21 protein-coding genes are annotated in these 17,277 nt (G+C 69.8%); 9 read left to right on the top strand and 12 right to left on the bottom strand.

All coding sequences use genetic code 11. The features are described 5' to 3' along the window. Positions 1-90 precede the first annotated feature (90 nt). On the bottom strand, positions 91-1,515 hold the full coding sequence (locus tag ACEN9J_RS20555) for an FAD-binding oxidoreductase (RefSeq protein WP_057591804.1): 1,425 nt from the start codon (positions 1,513-1,515) through the stop codon (positions 91-93). A 211-nt stretch (positions 1,516-1,726) separates the two neighbouring features. On the opposite strand from ACEN9J_RS20555, the gene ACEN9J_RS20550 reads away from it, so the two are divergent. The 3 genes from ACEN9J_RS20550 to ACEN9J_RS20540 are packed head-to-tail and all read left to right on the top strand — an operon-like array spanning position 1,727 to position 3,225. Continuing rightward, a complete protein-coding gene (locus ACEN9J_RS20550; RefSeq protein WP_057591863.1) occupies positions 1,727-2,236 on the top strand; it encodes a DinB family protein in 510 nt (169 codons plus the stop codon). Between the two features lie 13 nt (positions 2,237-2,249). Then, positions 2,250-2,831 (top strand): cob(I)yrinic acid a,c-diamide adenosyltransferase, encoded by a 582-nt coding sequence (locus ACEN9J_RS20545; protein WP_057591803.1) that lies wholly within the window; start codon positions 2,250-2,252, stop codon positions 2,829-2,831. A gap of 31 nt (positions 2,832-2,862) precedes the next feature. Beyond that, entirely contained in the window at positions 2,863-3,225 is a 363-nt protein-coding gene (locus tag ACEN9J_RS20540) for a hypothetical protein (protein WP_057591802.1), read from the top strand. A gap of 13 nt (positions 3,226-3,238) precedes the next feature. On the opposite strand, the gene ACEN9J_RS20535 is transcribed toward ACEN9J_RS20540, so the two are convergent. From ACEN9J_RS20535 to ACEN9J_RS20525, 3 genes are all read right to left on the bottom strand, one after another. Further along, on the bottom strand, positions 3,239-3,877 hold the full coding sequence (locus ACEN9J_RS20535) for a GDSL-type esterase/lipase family protein (protein ID WP_413761922.1): 639 nt from the start codon (positions 3,875-3,877) through the stop codon (positions 3,239-3,241). 126 nt (positions 3,878-4,003) lie between these two features. Then, entirely contained in the window at positions 4,004-4,420 is a 417-nt protein-coding gene (locus tag ACEN9J_RS20530; RefSeq protein WP_057591800.1) for a glyoxalase/bleomycin resistance/dioxygenase family protein, read from the bottom strand. Between the two features lie 90 nt (positions 4,421-4,510). Next, entirely contained in the window at positions 4,511-4,939 is a 429-nt protein-coding gene (locus ACEN9J_RS20525; protein WP_413761921.1) for a winged helix-turn-helix transcriptional regulator, read from the bottom strand. Between the two features lie 143 nt (positions 4,940-5,082). Here ACEN9J_RS20525 and ACEN9J_RS20520 point away from each other — a divergent pair, with 143 nt between their 5' ends. Then, positions 5,083-5,679 (top strand): dihydrofolate reductase family protein, encoded by a 597-nt coding sequence (locus ACEN9J_RS20520; protein WP_057591798.1) that lies wholly within the window; start codon positions 5,083-5,085, stop codon positions 5,677-5,679. Between the two features lie 153 nt (positions 5,680-5,832). Further along, positions 5,833-6,240, top strand: a complete 408-nt coding sequence (locus tag ACEN9J_RS20515; RefSeq protein ID WP_057591797.1) for an RcnB family protein — start codon at positions 5,833-5,835, stop codon at positions 6,238-6,240. Positions 6,241-6,326: 86 nt separating this feature from the next. Here ACEN9J_RS20515 and ACEN9J_RS20510 read toward each other — a convergent pair whose 3' ends face one another. Beyond that, positions 6,327-6,563, bottom strand: coding sequence for a hypothetical protein (locus ACEN9J_RS20510; RefSeq protein WP_261212161.1), 237 nt, complete (start codon positions 6,561-6,563; stop codon positions 6,327-6,329). A gap of 206 nt (positions 6,564-6,769) precedes the next feature. Continuing rightward, positions 6,770-7,714, bottom strand: a complete 945-nt coding sequence (locus tag ACEN9J_RS20505) for a CysB family HTH-type transcriptional regulator (RefSeq protein ID WP_057591795.1) — start codon at positions 7,712-7,714, stop codon at positions 6,770-6,772. A 175-nt stretch (positions 7,715-7,889) separates the two neighbouring features. Between ACEN9J_RS20505 and ACEN9J_RS20500 the strand changes: the two genes are divergently transcribed. Further along, entirely contained in the window at positions 7,890-8,492 is a 603-nt protein-coding gene (locus ACEN9J_RS20500; protein ID WP_413761920.1) for a TetR/AcrR family transcriptional regulator, read from the top strand. A gap of 205 nt (positions 8,493-8,697) precedes the next feature. Continuing rightward, positions 8,698-9,615, top strand: coding sequence for an alpha/beta hydrolase (locus tag ACEN9J_RS20495; protein WP_413761919.1), 918 nt, complete (start codon positions 8,698-8,700; stop codon positions 9,613-9,615). A gap of 6 nt (positions 9,616-9,621) precedes the next feature. Here ACEN9J_RS20495 and ACEN9J_RS20490 read toward each other — a convergent pair whose 3' ends face one another. Further along, a complete protein-coding gene (locus ACEN9J_RS20490; RefSeq protein ID WP_413761918.1) occupies positions 9,622-10,590 on the bottom strand; it encodes a fatty acid desaturase in 969 nt (322 codons plus the stop codon). A 136-nt stretch (positions 10,591-10,726) separates the two neighbouring features. On the opposite strand from ACEN9J_RS20490, the gene ACEN9J_RS20485 reads away from it, so the two are divergent. Beyond that, positions 10,727-11,707, top strand: a complete 981-nt coding sequence (locus tag ACEN9J_RS20485) for a Bug family tripartite tricarboxylate transporter substrate binding protein (RefSeq protein WP_261212163.1) — start codon at positions 10,727-10,729, stop codon at positions 11,705-11,707. A 2-nt stretch (positions 11,708-11,709) separates the two neighbouring features. Continuing rightward, positions 11,710-13,317 carry a rhodanese-like domain-containing protein gene (locus tag ACEN9J_RS20480; protein ID WP_413761917.1) on the top strand — a complete coding sequence of 536 codons (1,608 nt, stop codon included), beginning with the start codon at positions 11,710-11,712 and terminating at the stop codon, positions 13,315-13,317. A 1-nt stretch (position 13,318) separates the two neighbouring features. Here the strand turns inward: ACEN9J_RS20480 and minE are convergent, their stop codons facing one another. The 5 genes from minE to ACEN9J_RS20455 all read right to left on the bottom strand — a co-directional run bounded on the left by minE (position 13,319) and on the right by ACEN9J_RS20455 (position 17,153). Continuing rightward, positions 13,319-13,597: a cell division topological specificity factor MinE gene (minE, locus tag ACEN9J_RS20475; protein WP_057591789.1), complete on the bottom strand. Its 279-nt coding sequence runs from the start codon at positions 13,595-13,597 to the stop codon at positions 13,319-13,321. 3 nt (positions 13,598-13,600) lie between these two features. Next, positions 13,601-14,416 (bottom strand): septum site-determining protein MinD, encoded by an 816-nt coding sequence (gene minD, locus ACEN9J_RS20470; RefSeq protein WP_057591862.1) that lies wholly within the window; start codon positions 14,414-14,416, stop codon positions 13,601-13,603. Between the two features lie 64 nt (positions 14,417-14,480). After that, complete coding sequence (gene minC / locus ACEN9J_RS20465) at positions 14,481-15,239, bottom strand: septum site-determining protein MinC (RefSeq protein WP_057591788.1); 759 nt, start codon at positions 15,237-15,239, stop codon at positions 14,481-14,483. Between the two features lie 155 nt (positions 15,240-15,394). Then, on the bottom strand, positions 15,395-16,678 hold the full coding sequence (locus tag ACEN9J_RS20460; RefSeq protein ID WP_413761916.1) for a solute carrier family 23 protein: 1,284 nt from the start codon (positions 16,676-16,678) through the stop codon (positions 15,395-15,397). Positions 16,679-16,727: 49 nt separating this feature from the next. Further along, the gene (locus ACEN9J_RS20455; protein ID WP_413761915.1) at positions 16,728-17,153 is read right to left on the bottom strand and encodes a hotdog fold thioesterase; all 426 of its coding nucleotides are present in this window, start codon (positions 17,151-17,153) and stop codon (positions 16,728-16,730) included. Positions 17,154-17,277 lie beyond the last annotated feature (124 nt).

The following is a 17,277-nucleotide window of genomic DNA, read 5'->3' as shown; positions in this document are numbered from 1 at the left end:
CGGACGCAGGGCCTTCGGGGCCCGCCCAGCAAAAAAGCCCGGGGCTTCCTTCGAAGCCGCCGGGCTTTTTGCCGGATGCGCGGCGTGCGCTCAGAGCTGGAAGATCTTGCCCGGGTTCATGATGTTCTTCGGATCGAGCGCGCGCTTGATCGTGCGCATCATGTCGATCGCGCCGGCACCGGCCTCGGTCACCAGGAAGTCCATCTTGTGCAGGCCCACGCCGTGCTCGCCGGTGCAGGTGCCCTCGAGCGCGAGCGCGCGGCTTACCAGCGCGTGGTTGAGCGCCTCGGCCTTCACGCGCTCCTCGGGCACGTTGGGATCGAGCAGGTAGCCGAAGTGGAAGTTGCCGTCGCCCACGTGGCCGACGAGGAAGTAGGGGATGCCGCTGGCATCGGCCTCGGCCACCGAGTCGAGCAGGCAGTCGGCCAGGCGCGAGATCGGCACGCAGGTGTCGGTCGAGATCACGCGGCAGCCCGGGCGCGACTGCACCGCGGCGAAGTAGCTGTTGTGCCGCGCGGTCCACAGGCGCGTGCGTTCTTCCGGCGTGCTGGCCCATTCGAAGGCATTGCCGCCGTGGCCGCTCGCGATCTCCTGCACCGTCTCGGCCTGTTCCTTCACGCCCGCGGGGGAGCCGTGGAACTCCATCAGCAGCATCGGTTCCTCGCGCAGGTTCAGCTTGGCGTAGGCATTCACCATGCGCACCGTGTTCACGTCGATCAGCTCCACGCGGGCGATCGGCACGCCGAGCTGGATGGTCTCGATGGTGGTGCGCACCGCGGCCTCGATGCTCGGGAACGAGCAGATCGCGGCCGACACCGCCTCGGGCAGCGGATAGATGCGCAGCGTGATCTCGGTGACCACGCCCAGCGTGCCTTCGCTGCCCACCATCAGGCGCGTGAGGTCGTAGCCGGCCGAGGACTTCTTCGCGCGCGTGCCGGTGCGGATCGTGTCGCCGGCGGCCGTCACCACTTCGAGCGCCAGCACGTTCTCGCGCATCGTGCCGTAGCGCACCGCGTTCGTGCCGCTGGCGCGCGTGGCCGTCATGCCGCCGATGGAGGCGTCGGCGCCCGGGTCGATCGGGAAGAACAGGCCGGTGCTCTTGATCTCCTCGTTGAGCTGCTTGCGCGTGACGCCCGGCTGCACCGTGACCGTGAGGTCGTCGGCATTGACCGACAGCACCCGGTTCATGCGCGACACGTCGATGCTGATGCCGCCCTGCACCGCGAGCAGGTGGCCTTCGAGCGAGGAGCCCACGCCGAAGGGGATGACGGGCACGCTGTGCTCGCTCGCGAGCTTCACGGCATCGGCCACGTCCTGCGTGCTCTCGGCGAACACCACGGCCGAGGGCGGCGGCGCATCGAACGAGGATTCGTCGCGACCGTGCTGCGTGCGCACCGCGAGCGCCGTGGAACACCGTTCGCCGAAGCGGGCCTTGAGCGCATCGATCAGCACTGCCGGCACCTCGCGCAGATGAAGCTCCGGCAGCAGATGCGAGGTCGAGGTCGGGGCGTTCATCGGAGGTCTCCTGGCTATGGAAGAGGGGAAAAGAGGGGCGGGGGCGAACGGACCATTCTACGAAGCGGGGCGCGAACCGGCATCGGGCCGATCCCCGTACGGCAGTCGGGCGAGGGGGTTAAGCGGCCCTGACCTGGATGCCGATGCCGCAAAATCCTGCTCCCGCCTTTCTCCGCGGCCCGCGATGCACGGGCCGCGTGCCGCGATGACCATCGATCCCACGACCCTGCAGGCACTGGCCGCCTTTCCGGCCCAGCTCGAAGCCCACTACGCCGCGATTCCCGCCGCCGCGCGCGACTTCGCGCCGGCCTCGTGGGAGGGCGTGCCGAGCGAGCCCTTCACGCCGCTGCAGCAGGTCTGCCATGTGCGCGACATCGAGGTCGAGGGCTACCACCTGCGATTTCGCCGCACGCTCGACGAGGAGCAACCGCTGCTGGCCTCGATCGACAGCGAGGCCGTGAATGCGCAGCGCCCCTACGGCGCGGCCGATGCCGAGCGCGCGCTGGCCGAGTTCCGCGCCGCGCGCGCCCACACGCTGGCGCTGCTGGGCACGCTCGATGCCGCGCAGCTCGCGCGCACCGCGGTGTTCGAAGGCTATGGTCCGCTCACGCTGCGCAGCCTGGTGCACTATCTGTGCAGCCACGACCAGCAGCACCTCGCGGGCCTGCAATGGCTGCGCGGCAAGATCGAGGCGCAGGCCGCCTCCACCCCCTCGGCATAGGAACGAACACACCATGGGCAACCGACTCTCGCAGATCGCCACGCGCACCGGCGACGACGGCACCACCGGCCTCGGCGACAACACGCGCGTGCCCAAGGACCACCTGCGCGTGCACGCCATGGGCGACGTCGACGAGCTCAACTCGCACATCGGCCTGCTGCTGTGCGAGCCGCTGCCCGAGGCGGTGCGCGAGCTGCTGGTCGACGTGCAGCACCAGCTGTTCAACCTCGGCGGCGAGCTCTCGATGCCCGGCTATGCGCTGCTCAAGCCCGAAGCCCTGCTGCAGCTCGACAACGCGCTGGCCGACCACAACGCCACGCTGCCGCGGCTGGCCGAATTCATCCTGCCGGCCGGCACCCGCGGCGCTTCGCAGGCCCATGTGTGCCGCACCATCGCGCGCCGCGCGGAACGGGCCGTGGTCGCGCTCGGCGCCACGGCCACGCTCAACGACACGCTGCGCCAGTACCTCAACCGCCTGAGCGACCTGCTGTTCGTGCTCGCGCGCGTGCTCAACCGTGTCGATGGCGGCGACGACGTCTACTGGAAGAGCGAGCGCATGGCGCGCGCCGCGGCCGCGGGCGACGAGCCCGCTTGATGACGAACCCGATGCTTCGAGGAGATCTCCGATGACCCTTCGTCCCCGACTCCGTCTCGCGGCCGCCGCGTCGTTGGCCGCGCTGATGCTGCTGCCGGCCGCTTCGGTGCAGGCGCAGAGCGCCGACAACCCGCCGCGCGCGCAGCGCGCCCACACGCTCAAGCCGCCGCCGCGCGACAGCAAGGTGATCGGCGGCGTGCAGCGCGGCACCAACGCCGCGGGCCGTGGCATCGATCGCGCCGACGATGCCACGCGGCGCGGTGTCGACAAGGTGTCGGCACGCGCGAGCCGCCCGGTGCGCAACGTGGGCGAGGCCTTCGGCCGCAAGCTCGCGCCGGGCTCCAGCGGCCGCGCCGCGCCGCCGCCGGTCGGCCCGCAGGGCAACGCACCCTGATCGGCCGCGGCGCTCAGCGCCAGCCGGCTTTCTGCAACTGTTCGGCGATCTGCTGCGCGATCTTCTCGTAGCCCTGCGCATTCGCATGGATGCGGTCGGAGCGCAGCGCCGGATCGGACAGCACGCCCGCATACACCGCCGGAATCAGCAGCGCCTGCTCGGCGGTCGCGACTTCTTCGTAGAGCGGCGCGTCGCCGAGCGCGCCGATGGTCGCGCGCAGCAGTTCGGGCGCGGGCGTGGCGATCAGCGCCACGCGCGGCGTGTGCGTGCGCGCCTGCCGCACGATCGCCGCGATGTTGTCGCGCGTGGTCTGCAGCGGCACGCCGCGCAGCATGTCATTGCCGCCGATGCCCACCAGCACCGCGTCGTAGCTGTCGGCCGCGAGCAGCGCATCGAGCCGCTTCAGGGCCCCGGCCGAGGTGTCGCCGTTGACGCCCTCGTTGACCACCTGCCAGCCCGTGAGCGCCGCGAGCCTCGCGGGCCAATCCTCGCCGGGCGGTGCACCGTACCCGAAGGTCAGGCTGTCGCCCAGCGCGAGCAGCCTGGCATCGGCCTTGAGCGCCGGCTCCGAGGCCCTGCGCCGGCCGCAGGCCGCGAGCGTGGAGGCGGCGATGCCGCCGGCGAGGAGCTGCAGCAGGTGGCGTCGGTTCATGGGTGCGTGGATGAAGGCAGGAGGAGGGCGCGTTGAGGCGGGCGCCAGCTTAGCGGCCGTTTCCATCGATGGGCGAAAGACCGTACAGGGCTTGCGCCCGCGGCATGCGGCGCTTGCCGCGCCCGTTCAATCGTTCGCCTCGCCGCCCGTGGCCACCGTGCGCTCGCGCAGCTGGAACACATTGCCCTCGGTGTCGTGCCCGTCGCAATAGCGATGGCCGCCGAAGGCCCATTCGGCCTCGGCCGGCTTCAAGGCCCCGCCGCGCTCGGCCGCCGCGCGCCGCGCATCGTGCAGGCTCGGGACCGGAAAGACGAACTTCAGCGCCGTGTTCTCGCGCCGTGCCGGCGGCTGCGTCACATGGACCCGGGCCGCGATGTCGCCATGCATCGCGACCACGAACAGCTGCAGCGCGGGCGACTCGAGCGTGTGGAAGCCGCCTTCGGCGTGGGCGAGCGAGAGCCCCGCGACATGGGTGTAGAAGCTGCTCAGCCGTGTCACGTCCTTGGCGTAGACGACGGCTGCCGCGACGGTGTGTTCGCTCATCCGGATCCCCTCGGTGCTGGTTGCTGCGTTGGGGCGGCATTCTGCCAGCGACCCTGCGCACCGCCGGTGACCGGAGGTGACGGCCGTGCTTCAGGCCGCACGGCCCTCGGCATGCGCGCGGCGCAGTTCCGCCTGCAGCTTCTTCCAGAGCGTGGGGCCGCCTTTCTCGAGCGCGGCGGCGTCGGCCGCGCTGTCCTTCGTGACCGGCGTGTGTTTGCGGCCCCAGATGCCGATCTGCGCCACCACCGGCAGCAGCTCGATGCCCATGGGCGTGAGGCTGTAGAGCGCCTTCTGCCGGTGCGTGGGATCGTCGCTCTTGCGCAGCACGCCCTGCTCGACGAGCTTGCCGAGCCGCTCGGTGAGGATGTTGGTGGAGATGCCTTCGTCGGACTGCAGGAACTCGCGGAAGTGGCGCTTGCCCGCGAACATCATGTCCCGCACGATCAGCAGGCTCCAGCGGTCGCCGAAGACTTCCAGCGCGAGGTTGATCGGGCAGAGGGATTTTTCCTGGGATGCCATGGCGCGCTCTCCTACGCTTCTCTTTCGAAACCGCTTGCATTCTTGCACCGGTCGGAAGACACTGCAACCGCGCGCCGAAACCGATTGCGATTCACAAGCAGTCTGGCGCCTCGATTCCTTCACGACCCACCCGGAGAACGCGCATGAGAAAGCTGATCCTTCAGATGCAGATGTCCGTCGACGGCTACGTGGCGGCGGCCCACGCCGACCTGCGCTGGCAGCTCTGGGGCTGGGGCGATCCCTGGCCCTGGGACGAGCGGCTCAAGCAGGACTTCAACACCGTGTTCGACAGCGTGGGCACCATCCTCTTGAGCCGCAAGATCGCGGAGGAGGGCTATATCGACCACTGGGGCCGCGCCGCGATGCGCTTTCCCGCCGACCGCCACTACGCCTTCGCGCAGAAGATCGTCAACGCCGACAAGGTGGTGCTGTCGAACAAGCTCGAGGCTTCGCGCTGGGAGCGCACGGCGGTGGTCCATGGCGACCTCGCCGAGGCGGTCGAGACGCTCAAGCGCGAGGAGGGCGGCGACATCCTCTCGATCGGCGGCGTGGGCTTCGCCTCGGCGCTGGTCGAAGCCGGCGTGGTCGACGAGTTCCAGTTCTTCGTCAATCCGGCCGCGGTGGGCGGCGGGCTCTCGGTGTTCAACGATCGCAGCAAGGGCCACCGGCTCGCGCTGCTGCGCTCCGATGCCTACGAATGCGGCATCGTCGTCAACCGCTACGTGCCGGGCCTGCCCTGAAACGGCACCATGGCGCCGCGCGGCTGTAGGAGCACAGGAGACGCGGATACCACCGCTTACCTTGTTTCACTTCGCGCCTACCTGAGCACCGGCTGACCGACACACGGGCCGCACACAATGGACTCGTCATCACAACAAACGAAGGAGTTCCAGATGTTCATCAACAAGACGAAGGGCATGGCCGTGGCCGCCGCGGCGCTCGCGATGTGCATGGCGGCAGGCAGCGCCTTCGCGCAGGGCCGTGGTCATGACGATCATCGCGGCGGCCCCCCCGGCCATCGGATGGACCATCGCGGCCCGCCGCCTGGCCACTGGGGCAACCAGGACTTCCGCGACGGACGCCAGTTCGATCGCCGCGGCTTCCCGCAGCCGCACGCCGAATGGCGCCGCGGTGGCCGCGTGCCGAGCGAGTACCGTACGCGCAACTACGTGGTCAACGACTACCGCGCCTACCGCCTGCAGCCGCCGCCGCGTGGCTACCAGTGGATGGGCGTGGGCGGCGACTTCGTGCTGGCCGCGATCGCCACGGGCGTGATCGCGCAGATCATCGCTGGCCAATAAGTGCCCACTGCCAGTGGGTTGCGCGAGCAGCCCGCGCAAAAGCCGCCGCAGGCTCAGGCCGCGGCGGCTTTTTTCGTTGAGGGGCTTCAGACGAGCGCGGTGGGCGCGAGCTGCGCGCAGACGTTGCGGCCCGTGATCGTGAGCCGCAGGCCGCCGCCGTGCCATTCGAGCCAGTTGAGGTTCACGTAGGCGTCGATGTCGCTGTCGTCGATGCGGTCGGCATGGCGTTGCTGCAGCAGTTCCACCGTGGCGGGCAGCGCGCGTCGCAGGCGTTCGCGTTGTTCGCTGGCTTCGGCGGCCCTGAGGGCCTTGGCTTTCGCCATGGAATTCTGCTGCTGCGAAATCGATGCCATTGCTGATCCGTTCCGGAAAGCTGGGATGAATGCGAATGTACGCTCCTTGTGTGAAGCAACTGGCAGCTTTTTCATGCTTTCGTACGGAAGTCTTGCTGCTTTGGTCGACATCGTGACCAAAGCCTCGCATCCGCCGTGCGAAGTCCATGCGCCAAGCCCTTGTCGGGCCACGCTTTTCAGATTTCGTAGTGCGAAGCCCGGGTTTCGTCGGTCAGTGCCTTTTCCACCACAGCGCGCGTGAGGGTCGGCGCGAAGGACTCGATGAAGGCGTAGACGTACTTGCGCAGGTAGTTGCCGCGCCGCACCGCGAGCTTCGTGAGGTTGATGCCGAAGTGGCGCCCCGCGTCGATCGCGCGCAGCTGCGTGTCGCGCTCGGCCTCGTAGGCCACGCCGGCCACGATGCCCACGCCCATGCCCAGCTGCACGTAGGTCTTGATCACGTCGGCATCCATCGCGGCCAGCACGATGTTGGGCGTGAGGCCGCGCTGCGCGAAGGCCTCGTCGATGCGCGAGCGGCCCGTGAAGCCGGTGTCGTAGGTGATCAGCGGATAGCGCGTGAGCGCGTCGAGCGTGAGCGGCGCGTCGAGCAGCGGATGGCCCGGCGGCACGATCACCGAATGGGTCCAGCGGTAGCAGGGCAGCGCGACCAGCTGCGGGTAGTCGCCCAGCGCCTCGGTGGCGATGCCCACGTCGGCCTCGCCGTCGATCAGCATCTGCGCGATCTGCTTGGGCGAGCCCTGGTGCAGGTGCAGCTTCACGTTGGGAAACTGGGCGCGGAATTCCTGCACCGCCACCGGCATCGCATAGCGCGCCTGCGAGTGCGTGGCCGTCACCGACAGCAGGCCGCTCTGCTGCGCGACGAATTCCTGGCCGGCATGGCGCAGGTTGCTGCTCTCGAGCAGCATGCGCTCGATGATCGGCAGCACGTGGCCGCCGGGCTCGGTGAGGCCGGTGAGCCGCTTGCCGGCCCGCACGAAGAGCTCGATGCCGAGCTCCTCCTCGAGTTCGCGGATCTGCCGGCTCACGCCGGGCTGCGAGGTGTGGAGGGTATGGGCGACCTCGGTCAGGTTGAAGCCGCAACGAACGGCCTCGCGTACCGAGCGCAGTTGTTGGAAGTTCATCTGGCGCGGAAGGGTCATGTCCCGGAGCGGGACGGACCGCGAATTCTCTGCACAACGGCTTATGCGGGGAACGATGCGTTTGTTGGTTTCACATGAGCAAATCATCTTTGGAGCCTTCGACAAGGCCGTTCCCGCGTGGATTGTCATTTCGCACGACTGTGCTAAAGTGCGCCGCATGGACGCCAAGACCCAGAAGAGCGAACTGACCCGCGCCGCCATCGTCGGCGCGGCGATGGATCTCGCGCTGGCCGAAGGCCTGGAGGCGATCACGCTGCAGGCGATCGCGAGCCGGCTGGCCCTGTCCAAGAGCGGCGTGTTCTCGCGCGTGGGATCGCGCGAGGCGCTGCAGAAGGCCGTCATCGAGGAGTACGGCCGCCGCTTCCTGGCCGACGTGTTCGTGCCCGCGATGCAGAAGCCCAAGGGCCTGGCACGGCTGACCGATATCGTCGAGCGCTGGATCGCGCGCACGCACGACGTCGAGAGCCAGACCGGCTGCCTCTACATGGCCGGTGCCTTCGAGTACGACGACCGCGAGGGCGAGCTGCGCGAGCTGCTGCTCGCCGAGATCACGCGCTGGCGCGCCGCCTTGCGCCGCACCGTGCTGCAGGCGGTGGACAGCGGCGAGCTCAAGGCCGGCACCGATGCCGCGCTGCTGGTGAGCGAGCTCAACGGCCTCGTGATGACCCTGCTGCACGACGCGCGCTTCCTGCGCGATCCGCTGGCCGGCGAGCATGCCGCGCGCAGTTGGCGGCGCATCCTTTCCGACTACCGCGCCTGAGGCAGGTCCCAGGTGCATGCCCTTCGTCTTTGCTCGTTCATATTTCGCACAGTCGTGCGATAAAAAAGGAGAAACACCATGCTGATCATCGTCCTCTGCCTGGCCGTCTACGCGCTGGCCCTCGGCGTCGAAACCCTGCGCGAAGCCCTGCGTGCGCTGCCCGGCAGCAACCAGGACTGGGTCTGGTACTGAAGGAGCGCAGCGCATGACGAGCAGCGCCACGCCTTCGGCTTCCACCCACGCCGCGCGTTCCGGCTACTACGGCGCCAGCCTCCGGCTGCGCGCCGTGCGCTGGACGCTCGGCGCCATCGAGCGCCTCTGGCCCGCGCTCGGCGTGCGCGCGGCCAGCCGCGTGTTCCGCACGCCGCTGCCGCCCAAGTGGCTCTACCGCGGCCAGGGGCCGGGCGCCGAGTGGCGGCGCGAGACCTGGGCCTTCGAGCAGGGCAGCCTCGGCCTCTACCATCTCGCCTCGCAGGCCTCGGCCGTCGACGAGACGCCCGTGGTGCTGCTGATGCACGGCTGGGGCGGCCATGCGGGCCAGATGCTGCCGCTGGCCCAGGCCATCGCCGCGGCGGGCCTGCGGCCGGTGCTGCTCGAGCTGCCGGCGCACGGTCGCAGCGCCGGCTGGGCCAGCAACCTGCCGCAGTTCGCGCGCGCGCTCGAGTACGTCGCGGCGCGGCTCGCGGCCGAGGGCCATGGGCTGCGCGCGGCCATCGCGCACTCGATGGGCGGCAACGCGCTGGCCTACGCGGCGGCGCGCGGACTGCCGGCCGACCGGCTGGTGCTGCTGGCACCGCCCGCCTCGCCGCGCGAATACACGCGCTACTTCGCCCACGTGTTCGGCCTGCGCGAGCGCACGCGCGCCGCGATGCAGCGGCGCATCGAATCGCGCGAGGGCATCCTGATGCCGCAATTCGAGCCGCCCGCCGTGGGCCCGCGCATCGCGCGGCCGACCCTGATCGTGCACGACCGCGACGACCGCGTGAACCGCTTCGCCGACAGCGAGGCCTACCGCGATGCGATCGCGGGCGCGCGGCTCGTCGCCACGCAGGGGCTGGGGCACCGCCGCATCCTCAAGGAGGCCGAGGTGATCGAGCGCGTGCTGGGCTTCGTCGCAGGCTAGGGCCCGCTACCAGGCCGGATGCACCGGCACGAACACCGGCCGGAACAGGTGCTGCCGCACGATCTGCCCATAGCCGCGGTAGTAGAAGTGGCCGTTGGCCGCCAGCACCGCCGCGCGGTGGCGCCGGAAGTACACCGGGATCTCGTACCAGGGCATGGTCGGCGCGCGGTGGTGCACGTGGTGCAGGTTGTTGAAGAGGTAGAGCAGGCCGAACACCGCGTTCGATTCGACGATCGCCACGCGCTCGTGCGGCGTGTCGGCCCAGCGGTGCTCGGTGAAGGTGCGCAGCGAGCCCAGCATCATCCCCGGGTAGACGAAGCACAGCAGGTACTCGCCCAGGCTCATGCCGGCCACGCCGATCACGAAGTACAGCACCGGCGCCACGCTCAGCGCATGCCAGCCCCAGGTCGGCAAGCGCGAGAAGTCGCCGGCCGCGACCCGGCCGGTCTCGAAGCGCACCAGCTTCCACAGCCGCAGGAAGGGCCCCAGCACGACGCGGAAGGCCACCGTCTGGTTCGCCAGGTAGATCCAGCGCCAGAAGCGTCCGTAGCCGGCCCAGGCCGGTGCCGAGTGGTAGGCGCTCTCGGTGTCGCGCTCGGGATGCGTGAGGTGGAAGTTGACGTGGTGCGCGCTGTGGCCGCGGTTGTAGAACGGGTACGGCAGCCACAGGTTGAGCGGCGGCCACACCACGGCCCAGCGCAGCCACTGCGGCAACTGGCGCATCGCGTGGATGCTCTCGTGCTGCAGCGAGAAGTGCAGCTGCGCGAGGTAGCCGCCCGCGACGAACAGCGCCCAGCCCGGCAGCGCCGCATGCCACCAGACCAGCGCGGCCCAGGCCAGGTAGAGCGCGCCCGCGAGCAGCAGGGTGGGCACCTCGTAGTGCCACCACCAGTGGCGGCGGCCCCGCAGGGGGGCCACCGCAACGGCGGGCGTGGGTTGCAGCGGCTGGGTGGAGGTGCGGGCGGCGGTGTTCATGAGGAGGCGGTCCGGCCTGCGATGCTAGGAAGCATCGGCCGCGCCGCATGCGCCCATTCCGCATAAGCAAGGGTGCGAAACTTCGTTCGCGCCGCCGCCCCCGCGACCTAGGCTCGCTGGCTTTTTGCGTCGTCCCATGAACACCCTCCCCTCGCGCGGCCTCGCCGCCTTGCTGCTCGCCCTGTCGACCGTGCTGCCGGCCCGGGCCGCCGCGCCCGACGACTATCCGCAGCGCACGGTTCGCGTGGTCGTGCCCTACCCCGCGGGCGGCATCGCCGACAAGATCGGCCGCGAGGTTGCCGAGCAGCTGCAGCAGCGCCTGAAACAGCCCGTGGTGGTCGAGAACCGCAGCGGCGCGGCCGGCAACATCGGCTTCGACTACGTGGCGCGCCAGCCGGCCGACGGCTACACGCTGCTGCTCGCGCCGGCCTCCAACCTCACGGTGCAGCCCGCGCTGTTCAGGCAGCTGAGCTACGACCTCGCGCGCGACTTCACGCCGGTGTCGCTGCTGGTGCAGACGCCGCAGCTGCTGCTGGTCAATCCCAAGGTGCCGGTCGACAGCCCGCGCGAGCTCATCGACTACTCGAAGAAGAACCCCGGCAAGGTCAACTACGGCATCAGCGTGGGTGCCTATTCGCACCTCGCGGGCGAGCTGCTCAAGTCCCGGACCGGCGCCGACTTCACGCCCATCCCCTACCAGGGCAGCGCGCCCGCCCTCAACGACCTGCTCGCGGGCCAGACCCAGTTCATCTTCAACGAGGTCGTGACCGCGATCCCCTTCGTCAAGGCCGGCACGCTCAAGCCGCTGGCCGTGGCCTACCGCAGCCGCGCGCCCTGGCTGCCCGAGGTGCCCACCGCCGCCGAGGCCGGCCTCGGCGACTTCGAGGTCACCTCGTGGTACGGCGTGGTGGTGCGCAGCGGCACGCCCGCGCCGCTGGTGCAGCGCCTCTCGCGCGAGCTGCGCGAGATCGTGCAGTCGGCCGACTTCCGCAAGCGCTACGACGACATCGGCGCCTTCACCGTCGGCAGCTCGCCCGAGGAGTTCGCGCGCTTCATCCAGGCCGAGACCGTCAAGTGGACCGCGGTGGTGAAGCAGGCCGGCATCCAGCCGAACTGACGATGAGCGCGCACGACCGCCCCACCCTCGACGCCGCGGCGCTGCATGCGCTGCTGCTGGCCGCCGACGGCCCCGAGCTCGCGCTGCTCGACGTGCGCGAGACCCGCCACTACGTCGCGCGGCATCCGAACCTCGCGCGCAATGCGCCGCTGAGCGGCCTCGAGCCGCAGGTCGTCACGCTGGTGCCGCGCCGTTCCACGGCGATCGTGCTCTACGACGACCGCGCCGCGCCCGGTGGCCCCGCGCACGAGGCCGCGGCCGTGCTCGAACGGCTGGGCTACACCGATGTGCGCCTGCTGGCCGGCGGCATCGAGGCCTGGGCCGCGCAGGGGCTGCCCGTCATCGACGGCTACGGCACGCTGGTCAAGGCCTTCGGCGACCGCGCGCGGCTGCATTTCGGCACGCCCTCGGTCGGCGTCGAGGCGCTGCGCGAGCGGCTGCGCGACGGCCGGCCCACCACGCTGGTCGATGCGCGGCCGCGCGCCGAATTCGAATTCCTCTCGCTGCCGGGCGCGCGCAATCACCCCGGCACCGAGCTCGCATTGCGGCGCTTCGATGCGCCCGCCGCTGCCGACCATCTCTGGGCCATCAACTGCTTCAGCCGCACGCGCGGCATCGTCGGCGCCACCACCCTGCGGCTGCTGGGCCGCGCGCGCGACGCGGTGTTCGTCGAGGACGGCGTGATGGACTGGGGCCTGCACGGCGGCCCCGTGGTGCAGAACGCCGCGCCGGCCGACCTGCTGCCGGCCGAGTCGCCCGAGCGGCTGCGCGAACTGGCTGACAATCTGATCGCGCGCCACCGCCTGCCGCTGGCCGATGCCGCGCAGCTCGTGCGCTGGCAGGCCGACCCGCGGCGCAGCCTCTACCTGTTCGACGTGCGCCCGCAGCCCGACCCGGCCTTCGCGGGCACGGCCGTGCAGCAGGTGCCGGGCGGCCAACTGCTGATGCATTTCGAGAACCTCGTGGGCACGCGCGGCGCGCGCATCGTGCTCATCGACGATCCGGCGCACCGGCTGCGCGCCGCCATCACGAGCTTCTGGCTCACGCAGCTCGGCCAGGCCGAGGTGCATGTGTTCGACGGCCCGCTGCCCTCCCAGGGCCTGCCGCCGGCCCCTTCCACCGCGATCGCCGATGCCCCGCCCGCCATCGAGGCCGAGGCGCTCGAAGGCGCCACGGTGGTCGACGTCGGTCCGAGCCTCGACTACGAGCGCGGCCACCTGCAGTGCGCGCTCTACCTGCTGCCGGCCTCGCTGGCGCCGCTCTCTCCATGGATCGTGCCGGGCCGCACGCTGGTCTTCACTTCGCCCGACGGCATCGCGGCGAGCCGCGTGGCGCGCGATGCGCAACGCCGCTGGCCCGGGGCCGGCGCGCGCTTCGGCTGGCTCGCGGGCGGCACCCAGGCCTGGAAGGCCTCGGGGCGGCCGCTGTCGACCACGCTCGATCCGGCGCGCCTGCTGACCCCGTTCGACGACGACTGGGGCTCGGTGATGCGCGTGTTCGGGCCGCGGCGCGACCCGGCCTGGGCCGACTACCTGGCCTGGGAGCGCGCCCTGTCGGCGCGCGTGGTCGCGGACCCGACGGTCCGCTTCCGCTTCTTCGCGCCGGACTGACTCAGCGCGCCGGCGTGGGTGCCGGGTCGGGCAGCTCGATCTTGATGTCGAGCACTTCGAGGTTGTCCTGGGTTTCCAGGTGGACCTTGATGTCGTCGGGATTGATGGCCACGTACTTCGAGATCACCGCCACCAGCTCGCGCTGGAGCTCGGGCAGGTAGTCGGGCCGCTTCTTGCCGCTGAGGCTGGAACGCTCGTGGGCGAGGATGATCTGCAGGCGCTCCTTGGCAACGCTTGCAGTCTTCTTCTTCTCGCCAAGGAGGAACGAGAGGAACGACATGCCTTATCTGCCTCCGAAAATCCGCTTGAAGAAGCCCGGCTTCTCGGCCTCGACGAAACGCATCGGCTTGTCCTCGCCGAGGAAGCGCGCCACCACGTCGCTGTAGGCCTGGGCCACGTCCGTGTCCTTGTCGTGGATCGCGGGCACGCCCTGGTTGGAGGCATGCAGCACGCTCTCCGACTCGGGGATCACGCCGATCAGCGGAATGCGCAGGATGTCCTGGATGTCCTCCAGCGAGAGCATCTGGCCGCCCGCCACCCGGTTCGGGTTGTAGCGCGTGATCAGCAGGTGTTCCTTGACCGGGTCGCCGCCGTCCTTGGCGCGCTTGGTCTTGCTGCTGAGCATGCCCAGGATGCGGTCCGAGTCGCGCACCGACGAGACCTCGGGATTGGTCACCACCAGCGCCTCGTCGGCGAAGTGCATGGCCATCATCGCGCCGGTCTCGATGCCCGCGGGCGAGTCGCAGACGATGTAGTCGAAGTCCATCGCGGCCAGGTCGGCCAGCACCTTCTCCACGCCTTCCTGCGTCAGCGCTTCCTTGTCGCGCGTCTGCGAGGCGGCGAGAACGAACAGGTTCTCGCACTGCTTGTCCTTGATCAGGGCCTGGCTCAGGTTGGCCTCGCCCTGGATCACGTTGATCAGGTCGTACACCACGCGGCGTTCGCAGCCCATGATCAGGTCGAGGTTGCGCAGGCCCACGTCGAAGTCGATCACGGCCGTCTTCTTGCCCGCGAGCGCGAGGCCCGAGGAGAAACTGGCGCTCGTGGTCGTCTTGCCGACGCCGCCCTTGCCCGAGGTCACCACCACTATCTTGGCCATGGCCATTCCTTCTTGTTTCGATTCGGTTGTTGCTGGATCGCTGCCGCGTTGTCCCGGCTTGCCGTCAGGCAATGGGCTCGATCACGATTTTCTTGCCATCGAGCCGGATCTGGGCCGCCTTCGCGAGCACCGTGTCGGGCAGCGGCACTTCCGAGGTCCGGTAGATGCCGGCCACCGCCACCAGCTGGGCTTCGAGGCAGGTCGAGAAGATCCGCGCCTCGGTGTTGCCGCGCGCGCCGGCGATCGCCTTGCCGCGCAGCGGCGCGTACACGTGCACGTTGCCGTCGGCGATGACCTCGGCGCCATGGCTCACCACGGCCGTCACGATCACGTCGCCGCCACGCGCGTAGACCTGCTGGCCCGAGCGCAGCGGCCGGTCGATCAGGAGCGTGCCGTTGGCCGGCACCGGCACCTCGCGCACGATCTGCGGCGCGGGCGACGGGGCCGCCGGCGGCGGCTCGGCCGGACGCGGGGCCGGGGCGGCCGGCATGTCGGTCACCACCAGGCCGGCGGCGCGGGCCGCGGCGTGTTGGGTCTCGCTGCCGCCGCGCACCGCGATCGGCTGGGTCTGGTGGCGCGCCAGCAGGCCGCGCAGCGCCTCGAAATCGAGCGCCCCGGCCTCGGCGGAGGCTTCCGGCAGTTGCGAGAGATCGATGACCACCGGTTCCTGCTCGAAGAAATCGGGGGAATCCGCCAGCTGGGCGTCGAGCGCCTCGGCCAGCACGCCCAGATCGGTCGTCTTGAGGATGACCGCGATCAGCGGCAGCGTGGCGCTCTTGAATTCGAATACCGCCTTGGTGCGCGCGGCGGAGACATCGGCCATTGGGGAAACGTCTGGAAAACGTCGGTGCGAAAAGCCTGGGAGTCTAACGGGCGCGGGCCGCGCGGCGGTGGTGCGCCGCGGCCCGGGCCGCCCTGGAAGCACATTTATTGCACGAGGTTTCACTTTGGGGGCTTGCACAGGCCCCCGGGAGCGGCTCAGTTCTTCGTGCGGCCCAGCAGTGCGTAAAGAATGATGGCGCCGAAGGTGGCGGTGCCGATGCCGCCGAGCGCGAAGTCGCCGAACTTCAGCGTGAAGTCGCCGGTGCCGATGATCAGCGTGATCGCCGCCACGATCAGGTTCTTGTTCTGCGAGAAGTCGACCTTGTTGTCGACCCAGATCTTGGCGCCCGCCACCGCGATCAGGCCGAACACCACGATGCTCACGCCGCCCATCACCGGCAGCGGGATGGCCTGGATCAGCGCGCCGAACTTGGGGCTGAAGCCCAGCACCAGCGCGATCAGCGCCGCCACCACGAACACCGCCGTCGAGTAGATGCGGGTGGCGGCCATCACGCCGATGTTCTCGGCATAGGTGGTCACGCCGGTGCCGCCGGCCGCGCCGCTGACCACCGTGGCGATGCCGTCGCCGATGAAGGCGCGGCCCATGTAGCCGTCGAGGTTGCGCCCGGTCATGGCCGTCACCGCCTTCAGGTGGCCCAGGTTCTCGGCCACCAGGATGATCGCCACCGGGGCGATCAGCAGCATCGCGTTGGCCGTGAACACCGGCGCGGTGAAGGCCGGTGCGCCGAACCAGGCCGCGGCGGCGATGCCGCCGAGGTCCACCGGCTTGCCCAGGCCCATGCCGTTGGTCAGCACGGCATAGACGACGGTGGCCAGGATCAGCCCCACCAGGATCAGCAGCCGCTGCACCATGCCGCGCGTGAACACCGCCACCAGGCCCACGCAGAGGAAGGTCAGGGCCTGCATCCAGGCGTCGAAGTTGCCGGCCGCCATGTTCTTGATCGGCACGTTCGCGAGGTTGAGCCCGATCACCGCCACCACCGCGCCGGTCACCACCGGCGGCATGAAGCGCTCGATCCAGCCCGTGCCCACGGCCTGCACGATCGCGCCGATCAGGATGTAGACCACGCCGCAGGCCACGATGCCGCCCAGCGCCACCGCGATGTTGGCGTTGGGCCCCTTGCCGGCGTAGCCGCTGGCCGCGATCACCACGCCGATGAAGGCGAAGCTCGAGCCCAGGTAGCTGGGCACCTTGCCGCCGGTGATCAGGAAGAAGATCAGCGTGCCGATCCCGCTCATCAGGATCGCGATGTTGGGGCTGAAGCCCATCAGGATCGGTGCCAGCACGGTGGCGCCGAACATCGCGATCACGTGCTGCACGCCCATGAATCCGGTCTGGACCCAGGGCAGGCGTTCGTCGGGCGCGACCACGCGCCCCTCGGTGGCGGCGACTTCGCGCCAGGTGAATGGATTGCTCATGGCTTGTCTCCTCGTGTCGTAGTCCAGGCTTGTAGGCTGCCGGTCGTGCTCAGCCCTTGGGCTGGAGCACCGCCATTGTGATGCGCGAAACGCAGGTCAGCTCGCCCGTCTCGTTGGTCAGGTCGATCTGCCAGACCTGGGTGCTGCGCCCGCGGTGCACCGGGCGGGCCGTGCCGATCACCCAGCCGCTCGAGGCCGAGCGGATGTGGTTGGCGTTGATGTCCAGGCCCACGGCGCGGTCGCTCTCGGGCGCCGAATAGTGGGCGCCGCACGAGCCCAGCGTCTCGGCCAGCACCACCGACACGCCGCCGTGCAGGATGCCGTAGGGCTGGCGCGTGCGGTTGTCGACCGGGCAACGTGCGCGGATGAAGTCGTCGCCGACCTCGAGGAATTCGATGCCCAGGTGTTCCACGGTGGTGCCGACGTGGCTTTGGGTCAGGGCTTCGACCGAGATGTCTTTCTTCCAGATGCGCATGGCGTGCTCGTCTTTCGTCTTGGTGTGCTTCGAAAAGGGTGGCGGAAACTAGGGCCTGTTAACTCTATAGAAGGGGTCGCGAAGCTTGCCATAGCCCGCCCATCAAGGCGCGCGACGACGCGTG

Source organism: Variovorax sp. Varisp41 (assembly GCF_047325085.1).
Taxonomy (GTDB): Bacteria; Pseudomonadota; Gammaproteobacteria; order Burkholderiales; family Burkholderiaceae_C; genus Variovorax.
This window is presented reverse-complemented; position numbering and strand designations above follow the sequence as displayed.

What these genes read in the sequence shown, in the direction of transcription:
- ACEN9J_RS20555 (WP_057591804.1), bottom strand. Translation starts at nt 1,515, where the DNA reads ATGAACGCCCCGACCTCGACCTCGCATCTGCTGCCGGAGCTTCATCTG.
- ACEN9J_RS20545 (WP_057591803.1), top strand. Translation starts at nt 2,250, where the DNA reads ATGGGCAACCGACTCTCGCAGATCGCCACGCGCACCGGCGACGACGGC.
- ACEN9J_RS20540 (WP_057591802.1), top strand. Translation starts at nt 2,863, where the DNA reads ATGACCCTTCGTCCCCGACTCCGTCTCGCGGCCGCCGCGTCGTTGGCC.
- ACEN9J_RS20535 (WP_413761922.1), bottom strand. Translation starts at nt 3,877, where the DNA reads ATGAACCGACGCCACCTGCTGCAGCTCCTCGCCGGCGGCATCGCCGCC.
- ACEN9J_RS20530 (WP_057591800.1), bottom strand. Translation starts at nt 4,420, where the DNA reads ATGAGCGAACACACCGTCGCGGCAGCCGTCGTCTACGCCAAGGACGTG.
- ACEN9J_RS20525 (WP_413761921.1), bottom strand. Translation starts at nt 4,939, where the DNA reads ATGGCATCCCAGGAAAAATCCCTCTGCCCGATCAACCTCGCGCTGGAA.
- ACEN9J_RS20520 (WP_057591798.1), top strand. Translation starts at nt 5,083, where the DNA reads ATGAGAAAGCTGATCCTTCAGATGCAGATGTCCGTCGACGGCTACGTG.
- ACEN9J_RS20515 (WP_057591797.1), top strand. Translation starts at nt 5,833, where the DNA reads ATGTTCATCAACAAGACGAAGGGCATGGCCGTGGCCGCCGCGGCGCTC.
- ACEN9J_RS20510 (WP_261212161.1), bottom strand. Translation starts at nt 6,563, where the DNA reads ATGGCGAAAGCCAAGGCCCTCAGGGCCGCCGAAGCCAGCGAACAACGC.
- ACEN9J_RS20505 (WP_057591795.1), bottom strand. Translation starts at nt 7,714, where the DNA reads ATGAACTTCCAACAACTGCGCTCGGTACGCGAGGCCGTTCGTTGCGGC.
- ACEN9J_RS20500 (WP_413761920.1), top strand. Translation starts at nt 7,890, where the DNA reads ATGGACGCCAAGACCCAGAAGAGCGAACTGACCCGCGCCGCCATCGTC.
- ACEN9J_RS20495 (WP_413761919.1), top strand. Translation starts at nt 8,698, where the DNA reads ATGACGAGCAGCGCCACGCCTTCGGCTTCCACCCACGCCGCGCGTTCC.
- ACEN9J_RS20490 (WP_413761918.1), bottom strand. Translation starts at nt 10,590, where the DNA reads ATGAACACCGCCGCCCGCACCTCCACCCAGCCGCTGCAACCCACGCCC.
- ACEN9J_RS20485 (WP_261212163.1), top strand. Translation starts at nt 10,727, where the DNA reads ATGAACACCCTCCCCTCGCGCGGCCTCGCCGCCTTGCTGCTCGCCCTG.
- ACEN9J_RS20480 (WP_413761917.1), top strand. Translation starts at nt 11,710, where the DNA reads ATGAGCGCGCACGACCGCCCCACCCTCGACGCCGCGGCGCTGCATGCG.
- minE (WP_057591789.1), bottom strand. Translation starts at nt 13,597, where the DNA reads ATGTCGTTCCTCTCGTTCCTCCTTGGCGAGAAGAAGAAGACTGCAAGC.
- minD (WP_057591862.1), bottom strand. Translation starts at nt 14,416, where the DNA reads ATGGCCAAGATAGTGGTGGTGACCTCGGGCAAGGGCGGCGTCGGCAAG.
- minC (WP_057591788.1), bottom strand. Translation starts at nt 15,239, where the DNA reads ATGGCCGATGTCTCCGCCGCGCGCACCAAGGCGGTATTCGAATTCAAG.
- ACEN9J_RS20460 (WP_413761916.1), bottom strand. Translation starts at nt 16,678, where the DNA reads ATGAGCAATCCATTCACCTGGCGCGAAGTCGCCGCCACCGAGGGGCGC.
- ACEN9J_RS20455 (WP_413761915.1), bottom strand. Translation starts at nt 17,153, where the DNA reads ATGCGCATCTGGAAGAAAGACATCTCGGTCGAAGCCCTGACCCAAAGC.